Raw genomic sequence first — 18,149 nt, forward strand, 5'->3', positions numbered from 1 at the left:
CTTCCGTTCCCAGCGGATGAGGAATGTCCTCGAAACGGTATTTACCGCCGTGCTTCAGTTTCTGGCTGACGAAAAATACGTGTCTCTGGAGCATTATTTTGTGGACGGCACTAAGATCGAGGCGAATGCCAATCGCTACACCTTTGTTTGGGGCAAAGCGGTCAGCAAACACAAAGCGAAATTACAGGAGAAGGTACACGCTCTGTTTGCTGACATTGAAGCGGCAGAGCACCAAGAAGAACAGGAGTTCCAGGGAAAGGACCTCGCCGAATTCGGAGAATCTTGTGAGATGAACAGTGGCGGGTAGTTTTGTGATTTTGTATGAGGCGACATTTAAAAATTAATAGCATCGTCAACCGCCTCCATAGGCAGAATCAGCCGTGTCACGCCTTTGCCATGCCGCCAGGCAACGCGGGAAGGCAAACAGACATCTTTCAGTGATGCTGCCCAGGAATGGCTTGCAGACTACTCCAGAACCGAAGTTAAGTCAAGCTCCATTCGTCTAAGAACAAAAACATTGAAAGTGCTGGAAAAACATATTTCTAAGATCAACATTGATCAAGTTACACATCGGCAATATAAAAAAATACTAAACGATCTGTTTGATGAAGGATACTCAAAATCTTATTTGAAAAGCATACACGTTTGTGCGAATATGATCTTCGAATGGGCAATCCTAAATAATCTACGAGATGATAATCCGTGTAAAGGCGCAAAAATACCACAACGTGTACAGACAGTGGATGATATTGAAAATAGTTTGATCACCGAGAAATTTCTGGAGAAGAATGAAATCCAGGAGTTTTTAGCAGAGGTACGTAAAAGAGGATTGTACGGTGATTTAGAAGCCTTCTATTTGCTAATTTACTCGGCCTTCGTCTGGTGAGTTGTGTGCATTGAAGTGGTCAGACCTCAATTTTAGCACAGGGATGTTACGTATTAGCAAAACGCTATACAGTCCCGAAAGCAATATGTACAAGATTGAAATCACACCACCCAAAACAAATGCTGCAATACGAAATTTTGATTTGGATGATGTAATTATTAAGATGCTAAAGGCATATAAAGCAGACCAAGAAGAACGCCAAAAGCGCTATAAGCAAGTGAACGACGATTTCTATGATGAAAAATATATGTTTTCTCGTCCAAACGGCAGACCCTTAAACCAAAAGTTTTTGTTAAATCGTATGGATCGATTACTGAAACGGACAACTATTACTAAACATGCTACACCCTATATATTTCGACACACACACATCAGTATGCTCGCTGAGGCAAAGGTTGACCTAGCGGTTATCATGCAGCGGGTAGGACACGATGATTCAAAAACCACGTTAAAAATTTATACGCACGTTACAGCTGTCATAACCAGTGATGCATCGAATAAAGTGAAGATACACTTTGATAACATCATTAATCCTAAGAAATCGCCGGAAATGTGATTTTTGCGTGATTTTTGTTAATCAGATAAACACCTCAACTCGCAATACGCCAGTGTTTTCAGGCATTACTAACAAGCATCGGCGTCACCCAGCGCATCATCGATGGCGTCACCCAGGCTTCAAAACCGGAGACGCCCAACACCAGCACCGCCAGTCCAAGGGAAAGCAGGGTGTACATGGCGAATGGCCGGGTTACCGGAGAGCGCCGCTGACCCAGCACCCGGCTGCGGATCATCAGCAGGGAAAAAGCAATCGCTGCCGCGCTGCCTACCAGCAGTACCGGAATCAGCACGAGATTATGCGGCGCAACCGAGACCAGCGCGAACAGCATGCCATGCCAGGAATACTCGCTGACCAGAGTGCCGACGGTAAAGCCGATCAGCACGCCTTTGAGAAAATCAAGAATCAGAATACCGGGCAGTCCGATCACAGACAACCCCAGAATCCAAATCAGACCGATCCACTTCAGATTCAGCGCAGCAATGTCCCAGTAAGAATCCGGTGCTGTAGGAAGCCCCTGCTGATCAACGGTGACGAAGAAATTCCCCAGGTAATCCCCAAGCTCCTGCTGCTGATCCAGCGTCAGTGCACTCACAATCAAAGCCCCGAAAACGACCCCAACCAAAAACAATACCGCGACAAAAATATAAAGAGGCGTCTGTTCCTTCATCATCAGCCGTAAACTGCGCATCGGGACGTTCTCCTTTCCGGTCATATGTTACACCATATGAAGAAACGTCCCACTCTATGACTTGTCCGCTGCCGTTAGCTTTTCACTACCTTGCCGTAGGTCCCTCCGCCGCCCGACGACAGCGCAAGCGTGCCGGAACGGGCTCTCACAATCTGCGATGCCAGATCTGCTCCGGCAACAGCGGCCAATTCCGCCTCACCGGCAGAGTGCAGGATTCTCATCTCTGTGCCAAAAGCCTGCAGCAACAGCTCCAGCTTGCGCTTGCCCAGCCCCGGAATAAACTCCAGCGGCACCTGGTAATGGTACGCTGGCCGATGTGGAGGAATTAAAGGCTCATCGCGGTCTGCAATCGCCAGAATCCGGTCTAACACACCTTGCACCAGCTTTGGGCTACCGCAATACGGACAACGCTCCGAAGTGGCATATGCCTCGTCAACGATACTGCCACAGCCCGCACAATAGGTACGGTGATACTTGCCGAGCCGCGGATTCAACCCATAGTTGGCGCTGACCCTGCGCCCTTCCTGACGCGCCAGCGCGAGCCGCAACTCAGCGAAAGAGGGCTTTTCCATCTCAATCACATTATACTCGCGGCCGATTTTACCAAGTGAATGGGCATCGGAGTTGGTCAGGAAGGTGTAAGGGTCAAGCTCGGATATATAACCTGCCATTCCCGAATCGGCGCTCAGCCCTAGCTCCACCGCAGCAATCCTCTCCAGGTCAAATAGTTCGGCCATTCGTTCAGCGGCACACCCATACAGTCCTTTATGGGGGGTGAAAATATGTGCCGGAATGAGTATCCCGCCCCGCCCGCAGATCTCATCCTGCAGCTGCCGGGCCGGAACATACAGCCGCTGGGAGCTCAGGTTAATGTTACGCATATGCTTGCTCATCCAGTTGCTGAATGCCTCCATCGCCGTAAGATCCGGCAGGAAAGCCAGGACATGACACTCTTTACGCCCGGGCTCACGGATTTCGATTTCCGTTCCCAGTACAATCGTCGTTCCCTGGTAAGCGATCCCGCCTCCTTCTGCTTCGCTCATCTCACCTGAGGCCAGCAGTGTACGGATATCCGCCTGAACTCCCGGCGCATGGCTGTCGATAATGCCGATCAGCTCCATTCCTTTGCGCTGCGCCGCCTCTTTGGCGATGTTAGCAAAAGTAAGGCTGCTGCTTCCGCTGATTTTGACAGCTTGCCCTTCCGATGTCCGCCCGATATGCACATGAAGGTCGCAATAAAAGCCTTGAAGCTTAGCTCCTAGTGCCATTGGCCTGTAAGCGTATATAAATGCCAGGCGTAGACGGCCATCATGGTTTTGGCGTCGGCAATTCGCCCATCCGCGATGTATTGATACGCTTCCTCCAGTGTCAGCTCCGAGACCTCCAGAAACTCATCATCATCCAGCGACATATCTCCCGTCTGGGCATTGTCCGTGACATACAAGTGGATGATTTCATCCGCAAAACCGGGAGAAGTATAGAACGACTTCAGCAGCTTTAGCTCACCGCTATGAAAACCCGTTTCTTCCTGAAGCTCCCGCCCGGCTGCCACCAGCGGATCTTCACCTATATCCAGCTTGCCTGCTGGAATTTCCACTTCGGTGCGGTGCATCGGCTGACGGTACTGCTCAACCACCAGCATTTTACCCTTGTTCAGCGCCAGTACGGCTACAGCCCCCGGATGCTTCACGACCTCGCGCGTTGCGGTATTGCCATCAGGCAGCTTGACAGTATCCACCTGCAGCGAAATGATTTTACCTTCAAAAATCGGCTGTGTGGATAAAGTTTCTTCGTCCAGTGCGGGATTGCGTTTGATTTCATCATTTTTCATAGGTTAATGGTCTCCTTTGGCTTCAATCTGCATAGGGTGTATTATAGCAAACTTAAGAGGGAAGAAGGAATGCAGGCATGAATGATATCCTTGTCCATACAAGCTCATCCGCCGTCGCAATGGTAGGCAGACCGGAGCAAATTAAGGCTGTGATAGCCGGGTGGATACAGCAATATGGACGTGATATGCCGCTGGCCTATATCCTGCTGCTGCATTCCGAAGAACGGAACCGTAATGCGAACAAGGCCGGATAATCTCTTGGGCGCCCTCTCTGGTGTTCATCAGGGTGAGTAAACATAAGGAGCTGTTCCCGGGGATGGACCGGAGACAGCTCCTTCATGTATGTCACGCAGCAACCTAAGCTGCCCGTGGCTGGATCAGCCTTTTACACTTTCCTTCACAATAGCAACAACGAGTTCGGCCACCTTCGCGATATCCTCGGCTTTGATCCGCTCTTTGGTCGTATGGATATTTTGATAGCCGACCGCCAGGTTTACCGTTGGAACCTTCAATCCGTTGAACACATTGGCATCGCTGCCGCCGCCCGACGCGAACAATCTTGGGGACAGCCCAAGTGATGTAATCGCACGTTCCGCCAGCTTCACTACCGGATCATGCTCATTGAAGCTGAATGCCGGATAGATAATTTCACTGCGGAACTCACTTTCCGCACCGTATTCGCGGGCCGTAGTCTCCAGCGCTTCACGCATGGAAGCAATCTGCCGCTCTACCTTTTCCTGCACAATACTGCGCGCTTCGGCATCCAGCTGCACATGGTCACAGACCACATTTGTTGGGCCGCCTCCGGCAAATTTGCCGATATTGGCTGTTGTCTCCTTGTCGATGCGTCCAAGCTTCATCGCCGAGATAGCTTTGCTGGCGACTTGAATCGCGCTGATTCCATCCTCCGGATTCACGCCAGCATGAGCGGATTTGCCAAAAATCTGCATGGTCACCTTCGCCTGGGTCGGTGCAGCGACTGCTATCGCTCCCACTTCACCGTTGGAGTCCAGGGCAAAGCCGAACTCGGCATCCAAATGGCTCGGGTCCATGTTCCGGGCACCCAGCAGCCCTGACTCTTCACCTGCGGTAATGACAAACTGAATCTGTCCATGTGGCAGTTTGTGCTCCTGAATCACACGAATGGCTTCGAATACAGCAGCGAGTCCAGCCTTGTCATCCGAGCCAAGAATTGTGCTGCCATCGCTGGTAATCCAGCCGTCTGCGCCCAAGAAAGGCTTAATATTTTTACCCGGAACCACGGTATCCATATGGCAGGTGAACAGCATCTTAGGGGCAGAAGTCCCCTCCTCGGCTGGCCAAGTCACGAATAAATTGCCTGCTCCATGACCCGTGCGTTCTTTGGAATCATCTTCAATGGCGGTAAGGCCCAGGGCGCTGAATTTTTCTGTGAGCACATCGGCAATCTGCCGTTCGTTTCCTGTTTCACTATCTACACGGACAAGCTCCATGAATTCCTGAATCAAGCGGTCTTGTGAGATCATTGGACTTCCCTCTCTTTCACGGATACGTTACAATAGCATTATTGTGTTAAACCTTCCATACGCTTTTAACTTAAACTAATTTCAAAGGAGTCACTCATGCAACGTCAAAAATGGTTCCGCATCGTTATCTATGTTATGCTGATCGCCATGATCGCCTCTACCGTACTCTTCGTCCTTGAGCCCTTCCTGGCCGGCTGATCATCCCCTTGGCCCGTTAATAATAGCGTCCGGATGCTCCGGGCGCTATTTGACTTGAGCGTACCTGAGAATGCTCGTCGGCTTAATCGGTCTGCAGCGAATCCGCCTGAAGTACAGCATCAGACATCTCATAAGGAAAATACTTCAGGAAATAGGGAATCAATTCTCCGGCTACCTCCCGGAGTTCAAACGGACGCCCGGCGCATTCCTCCAGTGAGGTGACTCCATACTCGGTAATCCCGCAAGGAATGATCCCCTGAAATCCCTGTTCCCCGATTCCCGCTGTAATATTGAACGCGAACCCGTGGCTGGTGATAAAGCCTTTGCGGAATTTGCTTTTATTGAATTTGACTCCAATGGCACAGATTTTCTCATCGCCAACCCACACACCCGTATATTCCGGTTTGCGGCTGCCTTCAATGCCGTAAGAAGCCAAAAAATCAATAATTACAGACTCCAGACGGCGCAGATAGCCGTGCAAATCCACCTTGCCATCCACCCCAAGCTTCAGCAGCGGGTATCCAACCAGCTGGCCGGGACCATGATATGTAATATCTCCTCCCCGGTCGATTTCAAACAGCGAAATGCCTTTTTGCTTAAGCTGTTCGGCACTGAGGAGAAGATGTTCAGGATGATGCTGGGAGCCGATGGTATAGGTTGGCGGATGCTGCAAAAGAATCAGCCGCTCCGGCCCTGTACCGGCATCAATTGCCTGAACAGCCTCCTTTTGCAGCTCCCAGGCCGCCCCGTATTCCATCAGCGGAAGATATGAAACTTCCAGTAAGCTTAGATTCGTGCTGCTCATGCTCTCAGGTCCCCTTTGTATTACAGTCTCCTGTTACAGGGTTATACCATTCATTAATACACCTTCGTATCCGGTGTATAGCCCTCCACATTCTCCTTGACACGCTGCAGGAACCGTCCAGAAATAACGCCGTCCAGAATCCGGTGATCCAGTGACAGACAGATATTAGCCATGGAACGTACGGCGATCATATCGTTGATCACAACAGGTTTTTTCACAATGGATTCGAAGGTAAGTATAGCTGCCTGCGGGTAATTGATGATCGGATAGGACAGAATCGAGCCGAATGAACCGGTATTGTTCACTGTAAATGTGCCGCCCTGCATATCCTCCAGACGCAGCTTGCCTTCACGGGTCTTCATAGCCAGCTCGTCGATTTCGCGGGCAAGTCCCGCAACATTCTTCTGATCGGCTTTTTTGATAACCGGGGTCATCACTGAATCCTCAGTACCGACAGCCAGCGAGATGTTGATGTCGCGTTTGACGATAATTTTATCAACAGCCCATACCGAGTTCATGATCGGGTAATCCTTAATGGCACTTACGACAGCTTTCATCAAGAAGGCCAGATAAGTCAGGTTAATACCTTCTTTGCGTTTGAACTCATCCTTCAGCTTGTTACGCAGCATGACCAGATTGGTCACATCCACTTCGATCATCGTCCAGGCATGCGGAATCTCGGAGACACTCTGACGCATTCTTGTTGCAATCGTGTTGCGGATTGGGGTTACGTCGATCAGATACTCCGAACTGCTGCCCCGTCCCCCCTCTACCTCAATTGTAGGAATACGCGGTGTTTCACTTAGATGAAGCCCTGAATGGCGGACTGGTACCATTGCATCCTGTACTTCTTCCTGAATCCCCTGGATCGCAGGCTGCTGCGAAACTTCCGGTGCCTGCTGTCCAGCAGAGGCTGCTGGGGTAACAGACAAGCCAGCGGCGGATGCGCCGCCGTTATCAAGGAACGTCAGCACGTCCTTGCGCGTAATGCGGCCGCCAAGGCCGGTCCCCGGCACCGCCGTGAGATCAATGCCGTGCTCCGCGGCAAGGGTCTGCACCGCCGGTGAATACCGGGAGCGCATCGGTGCGGATGCGTCAAACGCAGCAGCCGGCACCGGTGGTCTGCCCGCTGCTGGCGCTTGATTGGGCGCCGGACGGGTCACGGATTGCGCTTGCGGCGCAGCATTCGCAGTAGGAGCGGCCGCTGGAGCAGCCGGTGCGCTTGATGCGGCAGGTGCAGCTACGGCTATGCGTGCAATCACCTCTCCTACGCTCACGGTCTGTCCTTCTTCCGCCAGCAGCTCCACCAGTGTGCCATCTACGGTGGCAGGCAACTCCGCATTGACTTTATCCGTAATCAGATCACAGAGCGGTTCGTACTGCTCGATGGAATCCCCTGGCTGCTTCAGCCATTTACCGATCGTCGCCGACACCAGCGACTCCGCCAGCTGCGGCATAATCACATCGGTCAGCATTGTGTTGTCAGACATAATGTCACTCCTTAAAGTTTTGTAAGCATATGCTTACAGATAGTACTTCGTACAAAACTCACTTCGGAAGCATTCGCTTAAGTTTTGTAAGCATATGCTTACAGATAGTTCTTCGTACAAAACTCGGCGAATTCTCTGAGAGCTATAAGATTCAACAAGAAATCAGGTTAGATTCTTAAGTTCACTCTATATTAAGTGGAAAAAGAAAGTAAAACTAATTTGCTGTAAACCTGACTCGATAAGGTTTTAGTGGGATTTTGTACACTTAAATCATACCTATTCATTACATACAGGGTTTTTCAGCCGGATTAGTGGTACTTTTTCCCACTTGGGTTATTCCATAAGCTGAATGAGTCCAATTCATGATACTTTTTCCACTAACGATGACTGCCCCTTCAAGCTCGGTCTAACTGGTATAAAACTTAGTACTGCGCAAGGCGCAGCATTTCCGCTTTCACTTTATCCTTGCTCAGCATAAAGAACTTCTCCATCGGCGGGCTGATGGGCATCGCCGGCACGTCCGGTCCGCAGAGACGGAAGATCGGCGCATCCAGTTCGAACAGGCAGTGTTCTGCGATAATTGCCGCCACTTCTCCGCCGATGCCACCGGTCTTGTTGTCCTCGTGAACAATCAGGACCTTCCCGGTCTGGCGGGCAGCGGCAATAATGGCCTCGCGGTCCAGCGGCTGCAAGGTGCGCAGATCAAGGATATGCGCGGTAATGCCTTCCTCGCGCTCCAGCTCTTCCGCAGCCTGCATGGCAAAATGCAGCGGCAGACTGTACCCGATTACTGTAATATCGCTGCCTTCACGCAGCAGATTTGCTTCACCGATCGGAACGGTGTAATCCCCTTCCGGCACATCTTCCTTAATCAGCTTATAGCACTTTTTGTTCTCGAAGAAGAGGACCGGATCAGGATCACGCACAGCTGCCTTCAACAGCCCTTTGGCGTCATACGCCGAGTACGGTGCTACTATCTTAAGCCCTGGCGTCCCGAAGAAAATCGATTCCGGGCATTGCGAATGGTACAGTCCGCCGAAGATCCCCCCGCCAATGGGAGCACGGATCACCACCGGACAGCTCCAGTCGTTATTGGAGCGGTAGCGGATTTTGGCAGCTTCGCTGATGATCTGGTTAGTCGCCGGAAGCATGAAGTCAGAATACTGCATTTCAGCAATCGGCTTCATCCCGTACATCGCTGCACCGATAGCCACACCGGCTATGGCAGATTCTGCCAGTGGTGTATCCATGACGCGTTCTTCCCCGAACTGCTCCTGCAGCCCTTTGGTGGTGGTAAAGACTCCACCCTTAACGCCGACATCCTCGCCGAGCACGAACACCGATTCATCGCGCTCCAGTTCTTCCTTCATTGCCAGCCGGATGGCATCGATATATTCCATAATCGCCATGGGTTAGGCTCCTCCCTTGAGGTCAGATTCACTGTATACATGCAGCAGCGTATCTTCCGGTTTCGGAAACGGCGCATTTTCAGCGTATTCAATGGCTGCCTTCAGCTCCAGATTGTATTCTGCAGCCAGATCACGTTCCTGCTCGTCACTCCAGAGTCCAAGTTCAATCAAGTAGGTGCGGAAGGCGGCAATGCCGTCTTTTTTCCAGTTGGCATCCACTTCCTCCTTCGTCCGGTAAGCCAGATCATTATCCGAGGTGGAGTGCGGAGATAAGCGGTACATCATCGCCTCAATCAGGGTCGGGCCTTCACCGGCTAGCGCACGCTCACGCGCTTCCTTCACCACGCGGTACACCTCCAGCGGATCATTGCCGTCTACCTGGATACCCGGGAAGCCGTAGCCCAGTGCACGGTCGCTGACTTTACCCCCAAGCTGCTTGTGGGCCGGAACCGAAATTGCATACTGGTTGTTCTGGCAAAAAATGATGACCGGCAGCTTATTCACCCCGGCGAAATTGCACGCTTCATGGAAATCCCCCTGGTTGCTGGAGCCTTCCCCGAAGGTGACAAACGAAACGAATTTCTTCTTCTGCATTTTGGCTGCCAGGGCAAAGCCCACGGCATGCGGCACCTGTGTGGTCACCGGACTTGATCCGGTCACAATCCGCAGGCGTTTACTTCCGAAATGGCCCGGCATCTGCCGGCCTCCGCTATTAGGGTCTTCGGCTTTGGCGAACACAGACAGCATCAGTTCACGCGTTGTCATACCCACAGTCAGCACAAAGGCATAGTCACGGTAATAAGGTAAAAAATAGTCATTCTCCCGGTCCAGCGCAAAAGCTGCTGCTACCTGGGCCGCCTCCTGGCCGATCCCGGAGACATGAAAGTTAATCTTCCCGGCGCGCTGAAGCAGCAGGCTGCGTTCATCGTACTTCCGCCCGAGCTGCATATATCTGTACATATCGATGACCTGGCCGTCACTGAGTCCAAGCGGCTTATGTCTGTTAACGGTTTCTACAGTACCTTGGGATTCCATATGAGGTACCTCCTAAAAGTTTGTTAAGCGATGCTTCCTTGATTTTCTTCGTACAACTTGCATCAAGCGGCATACACTCAAGCTAATCTGTGCCTGATCTTAAAACCAGGTACTAAATCGTACTCCAGTCCATTATAATCCCTTTTCCTCTAAAAAGAAAAGCCACGAAAAGCCGGTTTGGAGCTGTTTTGACGCATATGGCGCCTTCAGCTCCGCCCGGCATTCCCGTGGGGGCATTCATCGTTTCTTAGAATCCGATTGCTCTTCCATCCACAGCGAGCATAGCTTCGCCAATGATCTCGGAAAGTGTAGGATGGGCATGAATCGCTTCCCCGACTTCCCAAGGTGTGGCATCCAGCAGCTGTGCCAGTGCCGCTTCCCCGATTAGATCCGTAACATGGGGACCGATCATCTGCACACCGAGAATATCTCCGCTGCTCCGGTCGGCAACGACTTTGACGAAACCGTCCTTCATCCCGTAGACAATCGCTTTTCCAATGGCCGAAAACGGGAACTTACCAGTGACCACATCCGCTCCAATCGCCTTGGCCTCTTTTTCCGTATACCCTACGCTCGCCACTTCAGGACGCGTGTAGACACAGCGCGGAACCAGGTGCGGGTGATAGGGATGAAGCTTCTCCCCCGCCAAATGGTTCACTGCACGTATTCCCTCATGACTTGCAGCATGGGCCAGCTGGAGTCCGCCGATGCAATCGCCAATCGCATAGATATGCGGTTCATTAGTCTGCATGTTGGCATTAACTTCAATTACACCTTTATCAAAATGGATATCAGTATTCTCCATACCAATATTCTCAATATTAGCTACTCTGCCTACAGATACCAGGAGCTTCTCCGCCGTCAGGGTCTGGACCTGTTCACCCTTACGGGCTTCAATAGTAACTCCCGATTCTGAAATTACACAGGTCTCAGCATCTACAGTTGTCCCGGTCAGCACCTTCACGCCGCGTTTCTTCAACAGCCGCAGCAGTTCGCGGGCGATCTCCTCGTCTTCGAGAGGCAGCAATTGTCCTGCCGCTTCGACCACAGTGACCTGCACGCCAAAATCAGCCAGCATCGAAGCCCATTCCACACCGATGACTCCGCCGCCCACAATAATGATCGAGGCTGGCAGTTCTTCCAGTGTCAACGCTTCTTCGCTGCTCAGTATAACCTTGCCGTCCGGCTTCAGACCGGGCAGCACGCGTGGACGCGAGCCGGTTGCCACAATGAGATTGCCGGAAACCACAGTCTCCATCTCGCCATTCTCCAGCTCCACTGCCACGGCCCCGCTGCGCGGAGAGAAAATCGAAGGGCCAATAATGCGTCCTTTTCCCTTCAGCACCTGGATTTTATTTTTACGCATCAGAAACTGCACACCCTGATGCAGCTGCTCGACCACAGCTTCCTTGCGGGCCTGCACCTTCGGGAATACCAGCTGCACCCCCGCAGTCTCGATGCCATAACTCTCACTCTCTTGTATTTCAGCGTATACCTCGGCACTGCGCAGCAGCGATTTGCTCGGAATGCAGCCGCGGTGCAGACAGGTTCCGCCCAGTTTGTCCATTTCAATGACAACGACAGATTTCCCGAGCTGAGCTGCGCGGATCGCCGCCACATAACCTCCGGTACCTCCGCCAAGAATGGCCACGTCACATGAAATCGTCATATATGTATCCTCCATTCATCACTCGTAAGTTCTAAATTAACCTATTACATTGTACTCTCTTTTATCCCCATAACAAAGCTTACAAACGTCATATATACATGGACTTTTACCCGTTGAAGCGTTATCATATGGGTGAATTCAATGGGATACAAGTGGAAAAGGAGGAAATCATGAAACTGCTCACCACACGCTTCATTGCCATCCTGATTCTGGTGATTCCCGGCCTCCTCGCGATGACAGGCTTCCTGATGATGAAAGACGATATTTTCAACTATATTTCCATGCATGGCGACGATAACGCAACTCCTGTTTTTGCCTGGCTTCATTTTGGCGGAGGGCTGCTGCTGTTCCTGGCCGGAATGAGCTTCCTCGGCGGCTGGATTCTGACCCGTGACCGGAAGCGCAATTACGTCGGTCCCCGTTTCAAGGAGAAGCAAAAGACCCAGCAGCCCCCCTCACCGGATGCCTCCAGCTAAGCGATAGTAATCACAGGCGAGACTAGCATAGCCGTTCCCCTTATAGACAGCAAAGGCAGTTCCGAAGAATTTCGGACTGCCTTTTTTTTATAACCTACCCCGTCGCTGAATCCGAAGTCCCCCGTACCAGCTCACTGTACAATCCGCCCTCCTGCAGCAGTTCTTTATGCGCCCCCTGCTGCAGAATCCGTCCGCCCTGAAGCACCAGAATACGGTCTGCCGCACGGATCGTCCCCAGACGGTGGGCGATCACGAAGCTGGTCCGGCCTTTCATCAGCGCCTGCAGTCCCTCCTGGATCTTGATCTCCGTTACAGTGTCGATGCTGCTTGTCGCTTCATCCAGCACCAGCATGGACGGATTGGCAAGAATCGCTCGGGCTATAGCCAGCAGCTGCTTTTGTCCCTGGCTGATCCCTGTGCCGTCCACAGACAGCATCCGTTCGTAGCCGCCTTTCATCCGCATAATAAAAGAATGGGCATTCGCCAGCTTCGCCGCTTCCTCCACTTCCTCGTCACTGGCATCCAGCCGGCCGTAGCGGATATTATCACGGATCGTTCCCTTGAACAAGAAAGAATCCTGCAGCACAAAGGCCATGTGGCTGCGCAAGCTCTCACGGCGGATCGAAGACAGGTCCCTGCCATCCAGCGTAATGCTGCCCTTGTCAGGATCATAGAAGCGGGACAGCAAGCCGATCAACGTGGTTTTACCTGCCCCGGTTGGCCCAACTAGTGCAATCATCTCGCCGGGCTTGGCCTCGAAGCTGATATCCTGCAGCGTATCGGTTCCGTCATCATACGAGAAGGACACTCCGGAGAATTTCACCGCACCCTCCACGTGATCCAGCGCTCCCGCTGTTCCTTCATCCTTGGCTTCGGCTCCTTCATCCAGCACCTCAAATACCCGTTCTGCACCGGCAATCGCCGACAGCAGCGTGTTCCACTGGTTCGCCAGATCATTCAGCGGCCGCGTGAATTGGCGCGTGTATTCCACGAATGCGATAATAACGCCTACGGTAACTAAATCCCGGATAGCCAGCAGACCGCCGACTCCGGCTACAATGGCAAAGCTCAGATTGTTCAGGCCGTTCATCAGCTTGGGAATAAAGCCCGAAATCGCCTGAGCCCAGTAGCCCGACAGCATAATCCGCGTATTGCGCTCACGAAAGCCCGCAATGACCCGCTCCTCCTGCGAAAAAGCCTTGATGATTCTCTGCCCCGACAACGTCTCCTCAATAAACCCGTTAAGCTCGCCCATATTGCGCTGGCGTTCCTTGAACAGCGGACCGGTCCGCCGTGTAATCCAGCGCATGCCCAGGATCATCAGCGGTACTACGATGAAGGTCAGCAACGTGAGCAACGGGCTTAGCCACAGCATCACACCCACCGTGCCGAGCAGTGTCAGCACGCTTGAGAAAATCTGAATCGCCGAGCTGTTCAACGTGGAACTAATATTCTCAATATCATTGGTCAGACGGCTCATAATTTCACCCTGCTGCCTGCGGTTGAAGAACGGAATCGGCAACCGGTGCAGATGGGCGAACAGATCGGTACGCATCCGGAATACGGTCTCCTGGGCAATCTCGATCATCCAGATGTTCTGCAGCCAGGAGGTCAAGGAATTGAACAGATATACGGCGGCAAGCGTGATTAGGAAGAATCCCCAGGTTCTGCCTCCATTTCCTTCCAGATAGTGGTCCACCGCTCTGCTGATCAAATAAGGTCCGAGCAGAGCAAGTCCGGAGCTGAGAAACACCATCACCAGTACAAGCGCGAGCTTGGCCTTGCGTTTCGCCAGGTAGCTCCAGATTCTCTGTAGTGTGGCCGACCAGTTCTTGGCTTTTGCCTTTGGTTTACGTCCTCCCGGCGAACCGAAGCTTGCCGCATCACCAAGTCCGACACTCAGCTTCGGGTGGCGAAAAGGGTCAAGTAAAGCTTTGAACATGCTGCGCCACCTCCCTGTCTTGGGATTCATTGATCTTCCGGTACAGCTCCGAATCCTTCATCAGCTCATCATGCGTCCCCTTCGCAATCAGTCGGCCTTCATCCAGCAGTAAGATAAGGTCAGCAGAGACGGTCGAGCTGATTTTTTGCGTAATAAGAAATGTGGTGCAGGACATGTTTTTCAGTTCTGCCAGCAGCCGGCCTTCGGTAACCGCATCCAGTGCACTGGTGCTGTCATCCAGAATTAGAACCGCGGGTTTTCTAACCAGCGCTCTGGCAATCGTCAGCCGCTGCTTCTGCCCCCCGGAGAGATTGACTCCCCGCTGTCCCAGCATGGTGTCATAGCCATGCGGTAATTCTTTTACCGTATCATGTATTTGCGCGGCTGCAGCTGCCCGTTCAATCTCCTCCTGGGTGGCATCCGGCTTGCCCCAGACCATGTTCTCCCGCACCGATCCGGTAAACAGCAGGACCTCCTGGGGAACATATCCGATGGCGCCGCGCAGTCTGGACATTTCCATCTCTGAACTTGCCGTCCCGTCGATCCGGATGACACCGCTGTTCTGCTCATACAAACGGGGAATCAAGCCTACCAGAGATGATTTGCCTGAGCCGGTAGCTCCCATAATTGCCACCCGTTTTCCCGGCTGCACCGTAAACGAAATATCCTCCAGCACAGCAATATCACTCTCCGGATAACGGAAGCTAACATGCTGGAACTCAACTTCACCCTGAATAGGTGCTGTCTTTCTTATAGTTCCCGCCACTTCATTCTTAGCTTCCAGGTGATCTGCCGACATAACTTCCTGAATCCGCTGCGAAGAAGCCTTGGCCCGGGAAAACGTCGCCATAATCCAGGATAGTGCTGACAAGGCTCCGATCGTACGCAGGGAATAGTTAATTACTGCTACAGTCTGTCCAAGGGTTGCGTCTCCGGCGGAAATCTCGATACGTCCGAACCACAGCACCAGCATAATACCCGCATTCACAATCAGCATAATAAGTGGAGCCGAGGTCTCCGTCAGCCGCAGCGCAGCTACAGTGGAAGTCATCAGTTCCCTGCTGAATGATGCGAAACGGTAAGTCTCATGGCTCATACGCACAAACACCCGAATCAACCGGATACCGGTAAGGTTCTCCTGAATTACACTGTTGACTCCATCCAGCCGGCTCTGCACGCTGCGGAACAATACCGAGGCTTTTCTCATCACCCAGACCAGAAACACAATGAGTACCGGAAGGGTAACTGCCAGCAGCAGCCCCAGCTTCACATGTACGACTAACGCCATCACCACACTGCCCACAACAACGAGCGGCACACGAGTCATGAAGCGGAGTCCCATAAAAATCGTATCCTGCAGCTGTGAAACATCCGCCGTAAGACGGGTGATTAGAGATGAAGTGGGGAAACGGCTGAATACGGCATAGGCAAAGGACTGAACCTTCTCATATAACTTATCCCGCAGATCAAAGGCAAACCCCTGGCTGGCATGAGACGCAAAAAAAGAGCTGAGCACGCCCGCAATAAACGCCAAAACTGCGCTTACTACCAGCACACCGCCCCATAGCCAGACGACCCGGTTGTCCTGTTCCCTGATTCCGTCATCAATAATTTTGGAGATCAGCAGGGGCTGGGACAGCTCCACCGCCAGTTCGATCACCATCATCACCAGCGCGGCGATTGCAGCTACCCTGTATTTGTTGAGATAGGAAAAAATGATGTTCATCAGCGTTACCCCATTTGTCTATTCGTAGAGCGCTTCACGCAGGCGGGTGGACATCGATGAAGATTGTCCCTTCAAAATTACCCGGCGCAGCGCCTTGTTGCTTCGGTTCATTTCAACCAGCTCGCCTAGCATCTCTGTCAGCAAGCTTAACGTTTCCTGTGACAGCTCCCCGTTTTCTTGCAAAGCGGCTATCTTCTCTTTGTAACCTTCCATATGGTCCGTCAATGGTAAGCCTTCTTTCTATAAACGTTCTTCTGAATAAATACACATAACCGCGATCATTATAACATTCTTTAACCATTACCCGTAAATGTTTTCACTGGCTACATTTACTGAGAATATGCTAATCTAATAAAGTCGCATTTTTATAGATGAGGATTCATCAGGCTGATTAACGAAAGGATAGATGGAAGTGGCACAGTTGTTTTTCAAGTATGGAGCAATGAACAGCGGCAAATCCATTGAGATACTCAAGGTTGCGCATAATTACGAGGAGCAGGGCAAGTCGGTGCTCATTTTCACTCCATCCCTTGACGACCGGGACGAAGTCGGATATATATCCTCCCGTATCGGGTTGCGCAAGCAAGCGATCGCGATCGACGAGAATACGGATATATACAGCATTGTCAGCAGCAATTTGCCCAAACCCCATTGTGTACTGATCGATGAATGCCAATTTTTGACGAAGGATTGCATCCTCCAGCTGGTACGGATTGTCGACGAGCTGAATATTCCGGTCATGGCTTTTGGGCTTAAAAATGATTTCCAGAACAATCTGTTCGAAGGCAGCAAATACATGCTGATCTATGCAGACAAAATCGAAGAAATGAAAACAATCTGCTGGTTCTGCGAACGCAAAGCCACGATGGCGCTGCGCGTCGAGAACGGCAAGCCTGTATACAGCGGCAAGCAAATCCAGATCGGCGGCAATGAAGCCTACTACCCGGTATGCCGTAAATGCCACAAGAATCCACCGCTCTAAAAGAAACGAAAAAGCACACACTCTGCGGCAATGGCCGACCTTTCGCATAGTGTGTGCTTTTTGTATGGAGAGCGGAAGCCTTGCGTTAATGGATTGCCTGTGCTGCAAGGTACTCATCTTCCTTGCGGACATAGAGATCATGCTGAACGGAAGCTTTGCCGCCATATAGGACGCGCTGGACCGTAGCCTGCATTCCTCCATTGATTTTGGAACGATGGGGAATGCCAGCCTCAGTAAGGCGGCCTTTGGCTCTAAAATATTGAGCCTGATCAAAAGTCGTGAACACCAGCGTGCGTTCTCTTGGAATGAAGAAATGCAGTATACCTTTAAATAAGCCCACCCGCAGCTTCCTCCTCCCTTTTCACACGGTCTTCGTTGCACCTTATGCCTTACTTCAAGTAGCGTTCGTTCAGAACATTCAGATGATGAAGCTCATGCCCAATGATGACACAAGCTATTGCTCTGACGGAAATCGGATGATTACTGGCTGTCCCTATCCGGGTCCAGGCTTCCTCAGGCAGACTCTCCAGCAGAGCAATGGTAGACATGCGAACCAGCTTGTAGTGCTGTACCATTTCACTCAACGTGAACCGGTCAAATTCCCCTGCCGCCGCATAATCATTCTCCTCATACCCAGGCAGCGGAGCCTTTTCTCCCCTGGCAATAGCAAGCAGACGGTAGGACATGATGCGGTCGTTGTCGGTCAGATGCCCAAGCAGCTGCTTGATGCTCCATTTTCCTTCTGCATAACGGTAGTTCCCCTGCTCCTCGCTCAGCCCTTCTAGCAGTTCATAGATCAAACCGGATTGTTCTCTTAAGATAGACACAAGATCCCCTTCTGGAGGCACCAATGCAATGTATCGGGCCGGAAATTCGCTGTATTCCTTTAGTTCAGGACGCTGGTTCATAATTAACCCTCTCTCATGAAGAAATATTTACCGAAAAGTG

Annotated in this window: 20 protein-coding genes and 1 pseudogene; 7 read left to right on the forward strand and 14 right to left on the reverse strand. The window is 51.7% G+C overall.

Features of this window, described 5'->3' with window-relative positions:
* From A3844_RS34005 to A3844_RS16955, 3 genes and pseudogenes are all read left to right on the forward strand, one after another.
* A pseudogene (locus A3844_RS34005) lies at positions 1–185 on the forward strand (transposase); the annotation flags it as partial.
* A 206-nt stretch (positions 186–391) separates the two neighbouring features.
* Complete coding sequence (locus A3844_RS16950; protein WP_167374691.1) at positions 392–886, forward strand: phage integrase central domain-containing protein; 495 nt, start codon at positions 392–394, stop codon at positions 884–886.
* 10 nt (positions 887–896) lie between these two features.
* Positions 897–1,442: a site-specific integrase gene (locus A3844_RS16955; RefSeq protein ID WP_167374692.1), complete on the forward strand. Its 546-nt coding sequence runs from the start codon at positions 897–899 to the stop codon at positions 1,440–1,442.
* A gap of 58 nt (positions 1,443–1,500) precedes the next feature.
* Here A3844_RS16955 and spoIIM read toward each other — a convergent pair whose 3' ends face one another.
* The 3 genes from spoIIM to A3844_RS16970 form a co-directional block, all read right to left on the reverse strand.
* On the reverse strand, positions 1,501–2,133 hold the full coding sequence (spoIIM, locus tag A3844_RS16960) for a stage II sporulation protein M (RefSeq protein ID WP_074085250.1): 633 nt from the start codon (positions 2,131–2,133) through the stop codon (positions 1,501–1,503).
* A 74-nt stretch (positions 2,134–2,207) separates the two neighbouring features.
* A complete protein-coding gene (locus tag A3844_RS16965; protein ID WP_074108031.1) occupies positions 2,208–3,401 on the reverse strand; it encodes an endonuclease Q family protein in 1,194 nt (397 codons plus the stop codon).
* Positions 3,392–3,964, reverse strand: coding sequence for an NUDIX domain-containing protein (locus A3844_RS16970; protein ID WP_074101100.1), 573 nt, complete (start codon positions 3,962–3,964; stop codon positions 3,392–3,394). The genes A3844_RS16965 and A3844_RS16970 overlap by 10 nt, the downstream gene beginning before the upstream one ends.
* A gap of 77 nt (positions 3,965–4,041) precedes the next feature.
* On the opposite strand from A3844_RS16970, the gene A3844_RS32805 reads away from it, so the two are divergent.
* Positions 4,042–4,218 carry a hypothetical protein gene (locus tag A3844_RS32805; protein WP_167374693.1) on the forward strand — a complete coding sequence of 59 codons (177 nt, stop codon included), beginning with the start codon at positions 4,042–4,044 and terminating at the stop codon, positions 4,216–4,218.
* A 123-nt stretch (positions 4,219–4,341) separates the two neighbouring features.
* Here A3844_RS32805 and A3844_RS16975 read toward each other — a convergent pair whose 3' ends face one another.
* Positions 4,342–5,469, reverse strand: a complete 1,128-nt coding sequence (locus tag A3844_RS16975) for a tripeptidase T (RefSeq protein ID WP_074108032.1) — start codon at positions 5,467–5,469, stop codon at positions 4,342–4,344.
* A gap of 96 nt (positions 5,470–5,565) precedes the next feature.
* On the opposite strand from A3844_RS16975, the gene prli42 reads away from it, so the two are divergent.
* Entirely contained in the window at positions 5,566–5,667 is a 102-nt protein-coding gene (gene prli42 / locus A3844_RS32370) for a stressosome-associated protein Prli42 (RefSeq protein ID WP_143186211.1), read from the forward strand.
* Positions 5,668–5,749: 82 nt separating this feature from the next.
* Here prli42 and lipB read toward each other — a convergent pair whose 3' ends face one another.
* The 5 genes from lipB to lpdA all read right to left on the reverse strand — a co-directional run bounded on the left by lipB (position 5,750) and on the right by lpdA (position 12,075).
* A complete protein-coding gene (lipB, locus tag A3844_RS16980) occupies positions 5,750–6,472 on the reverse strand; it encodes a lipoyl(octanoyl) transferase LipB (RefSeq protein WP_074108033.1) in 723 nt (240 codons plus the stop codon).
* 53 nt (positions 6,473–6,525) lie between these two features.
* Positions 6,526–7,962, reverse strand: a complete 1,437-nt coding sequence (locus A3844_RS16985; protein ID WP_074085255.1) for a dihydrolipoamide acetyltransferase family protein — start codon at positions 7,960–7,962, stop codon at positions 6,526–6,528.
* A 422-nt stretch (positions 7,963–8,384) separates the two neighbouring features.
* On the reverse strand, positions 8,385–9,371 hold the full coding sequence (locus tag A3844_RS16990; protein ID WP_074085256.1) for an alpha-ketoacid dehydrogenase subunit beta: 987 nt from the start codon (positions 9,369–9,371) through the stop codon (positions 8,385–8,387).
* A 3-nt stretch (positions 9,372–9,374) separates the two neighbouring features.
* The gene (locus A3844_RS16995) at positions 9,375–10,406 is read right to left on the reverse strand and encodes a thiamine pyrophosphate-dependent dehydrogenase E1 component subunit alpha (protein ID WP_074085257.1); all 1,032 of its coding nucleotides are present in this window, start codon (positions 10,404–10,406) and stop codon (positions 9,375–9,377) included.
* A 247-nt stretch (positions 10,407–10,653) separates the two neighbouring features.
* Positions 10,654–12,075, reverse strand: coding sequence for a dihydrolipoyl dehydrogenase (gene lpdA / locus A3844_RS17000; RefSeq protein ID WP_074108034.1), 1,422 nt, complete (start codon positions 12,073–12,075; stop codon positions 10,654–10,656).
* 170 nt (positions 12,076–12,245) lie between these two features.
* Here lpdA and A3844_RS17005 point away from each other — a divergent pair, with 170 nt between their 5' ends.
* Positions 12,246–12,551, forward strand: a complete 306-nt coding sequence (locus tag A3844_RS17005; RefSeq protein WP_074085259.1) for a DUF2627 domain-containing protein — start codon at positions 12,246–12,248, stop codon at positions 12,549–12,551.
* Between the two features lie 94 nt (positions 12,552–12,645).
* On the opposite strand, the gene A3844_RS17010 is transcribed toward A3844_RS17005, so the two are convergent.
* From A3844_RS17010 to A3844_RS17020, 3 genes are read right to left on the reverse strand one after another with little or no spacing between them, the layout of a single operon-like run.
* Complete coding sequence (locus A3844_RS17010; protein WP_074085260.1) at positions 12,646–14,493, reverse strand: ABC transporter ATP-binding protein; 1,848 nt, start codon at positions 14,491–14,493, stop codon at positions 12,646–12,648.
* Positions 14,474–16,219, reverse strand: a complete 1,746-nt coding sequence (locus A3844_RS17015) for an ABC transporter ATP-binding protein (protein WP_074101095.1) — start codon at positions 16,217–16,219, stop codon at positions 14,474–14,476. The genes A3844_RS17010 and A3844_RS17015 overlap by 20 nt, the downstream gene beginning before the upstream one ends.
* Positions 16,220–16,237: 18 nt before the next feature.
* Entirely contained in the window at positions 16,238–16,444 is a 207-nt protein-coding gene (locus A3844_RS17020) for a hypothetical protein (protein WP_074085262.1), read from the reverse strand.
* Between the two features lie 187 nt (positions 16,445–16,631).
* Between A3844_RS17020 and A3844_RS17025 the strand changes: the two genes are divergently transcribed.
* Entirely contained in the window at positions 16,632–17,201 is a 570-nt protein-coding gene (locus A3844_RS17025; RefSeq protein WP_074085406.1) for a thymidine kinase, read from the forward strand.
* An 85-nt stretch (positions 17,202–17,286) separates the two neighbouring features.
* Here A3844_RS17025 and A3844_RS17030 read toward each other — a convergent pair whose 3' ends face one another.
* Complete coding sequence (locus A3844_RS17030) at positions 17,287–17,541, reverse strand: hypothetical protein (protein ID WP_074085263.1); 255 nt, start codon at positions 17,539–17,541, stop codon at positions 17,287–17,289.
* A gap of 49 nt (positions 17,542–17,590) precedes the next feature.
* On the reverse strand, positions 17,591–18,109 hold the full coding sequence (locus A3844_RS17035) for a DinB family protein (protein ID WP_074101093.1): 519 nt from the start codon (positions 18,107–18,109) through the stop codon (positions 17,591–17,593).
* Positions 18,110–18,149: the final 40 nt, after the last annotated feature.

Origin of the sequence: Paenibacillus helianthi (genome assembly GCF_001909055.1) — a bacterium.
In the GTDB taxonomy this organism is placed as follows: Bacteria; Bacillota; Bacilli; order Paenibacillales; family Paenibacillaceae; genus Paenibacillus_AQ; species Paenibacillus_AQ helianthi.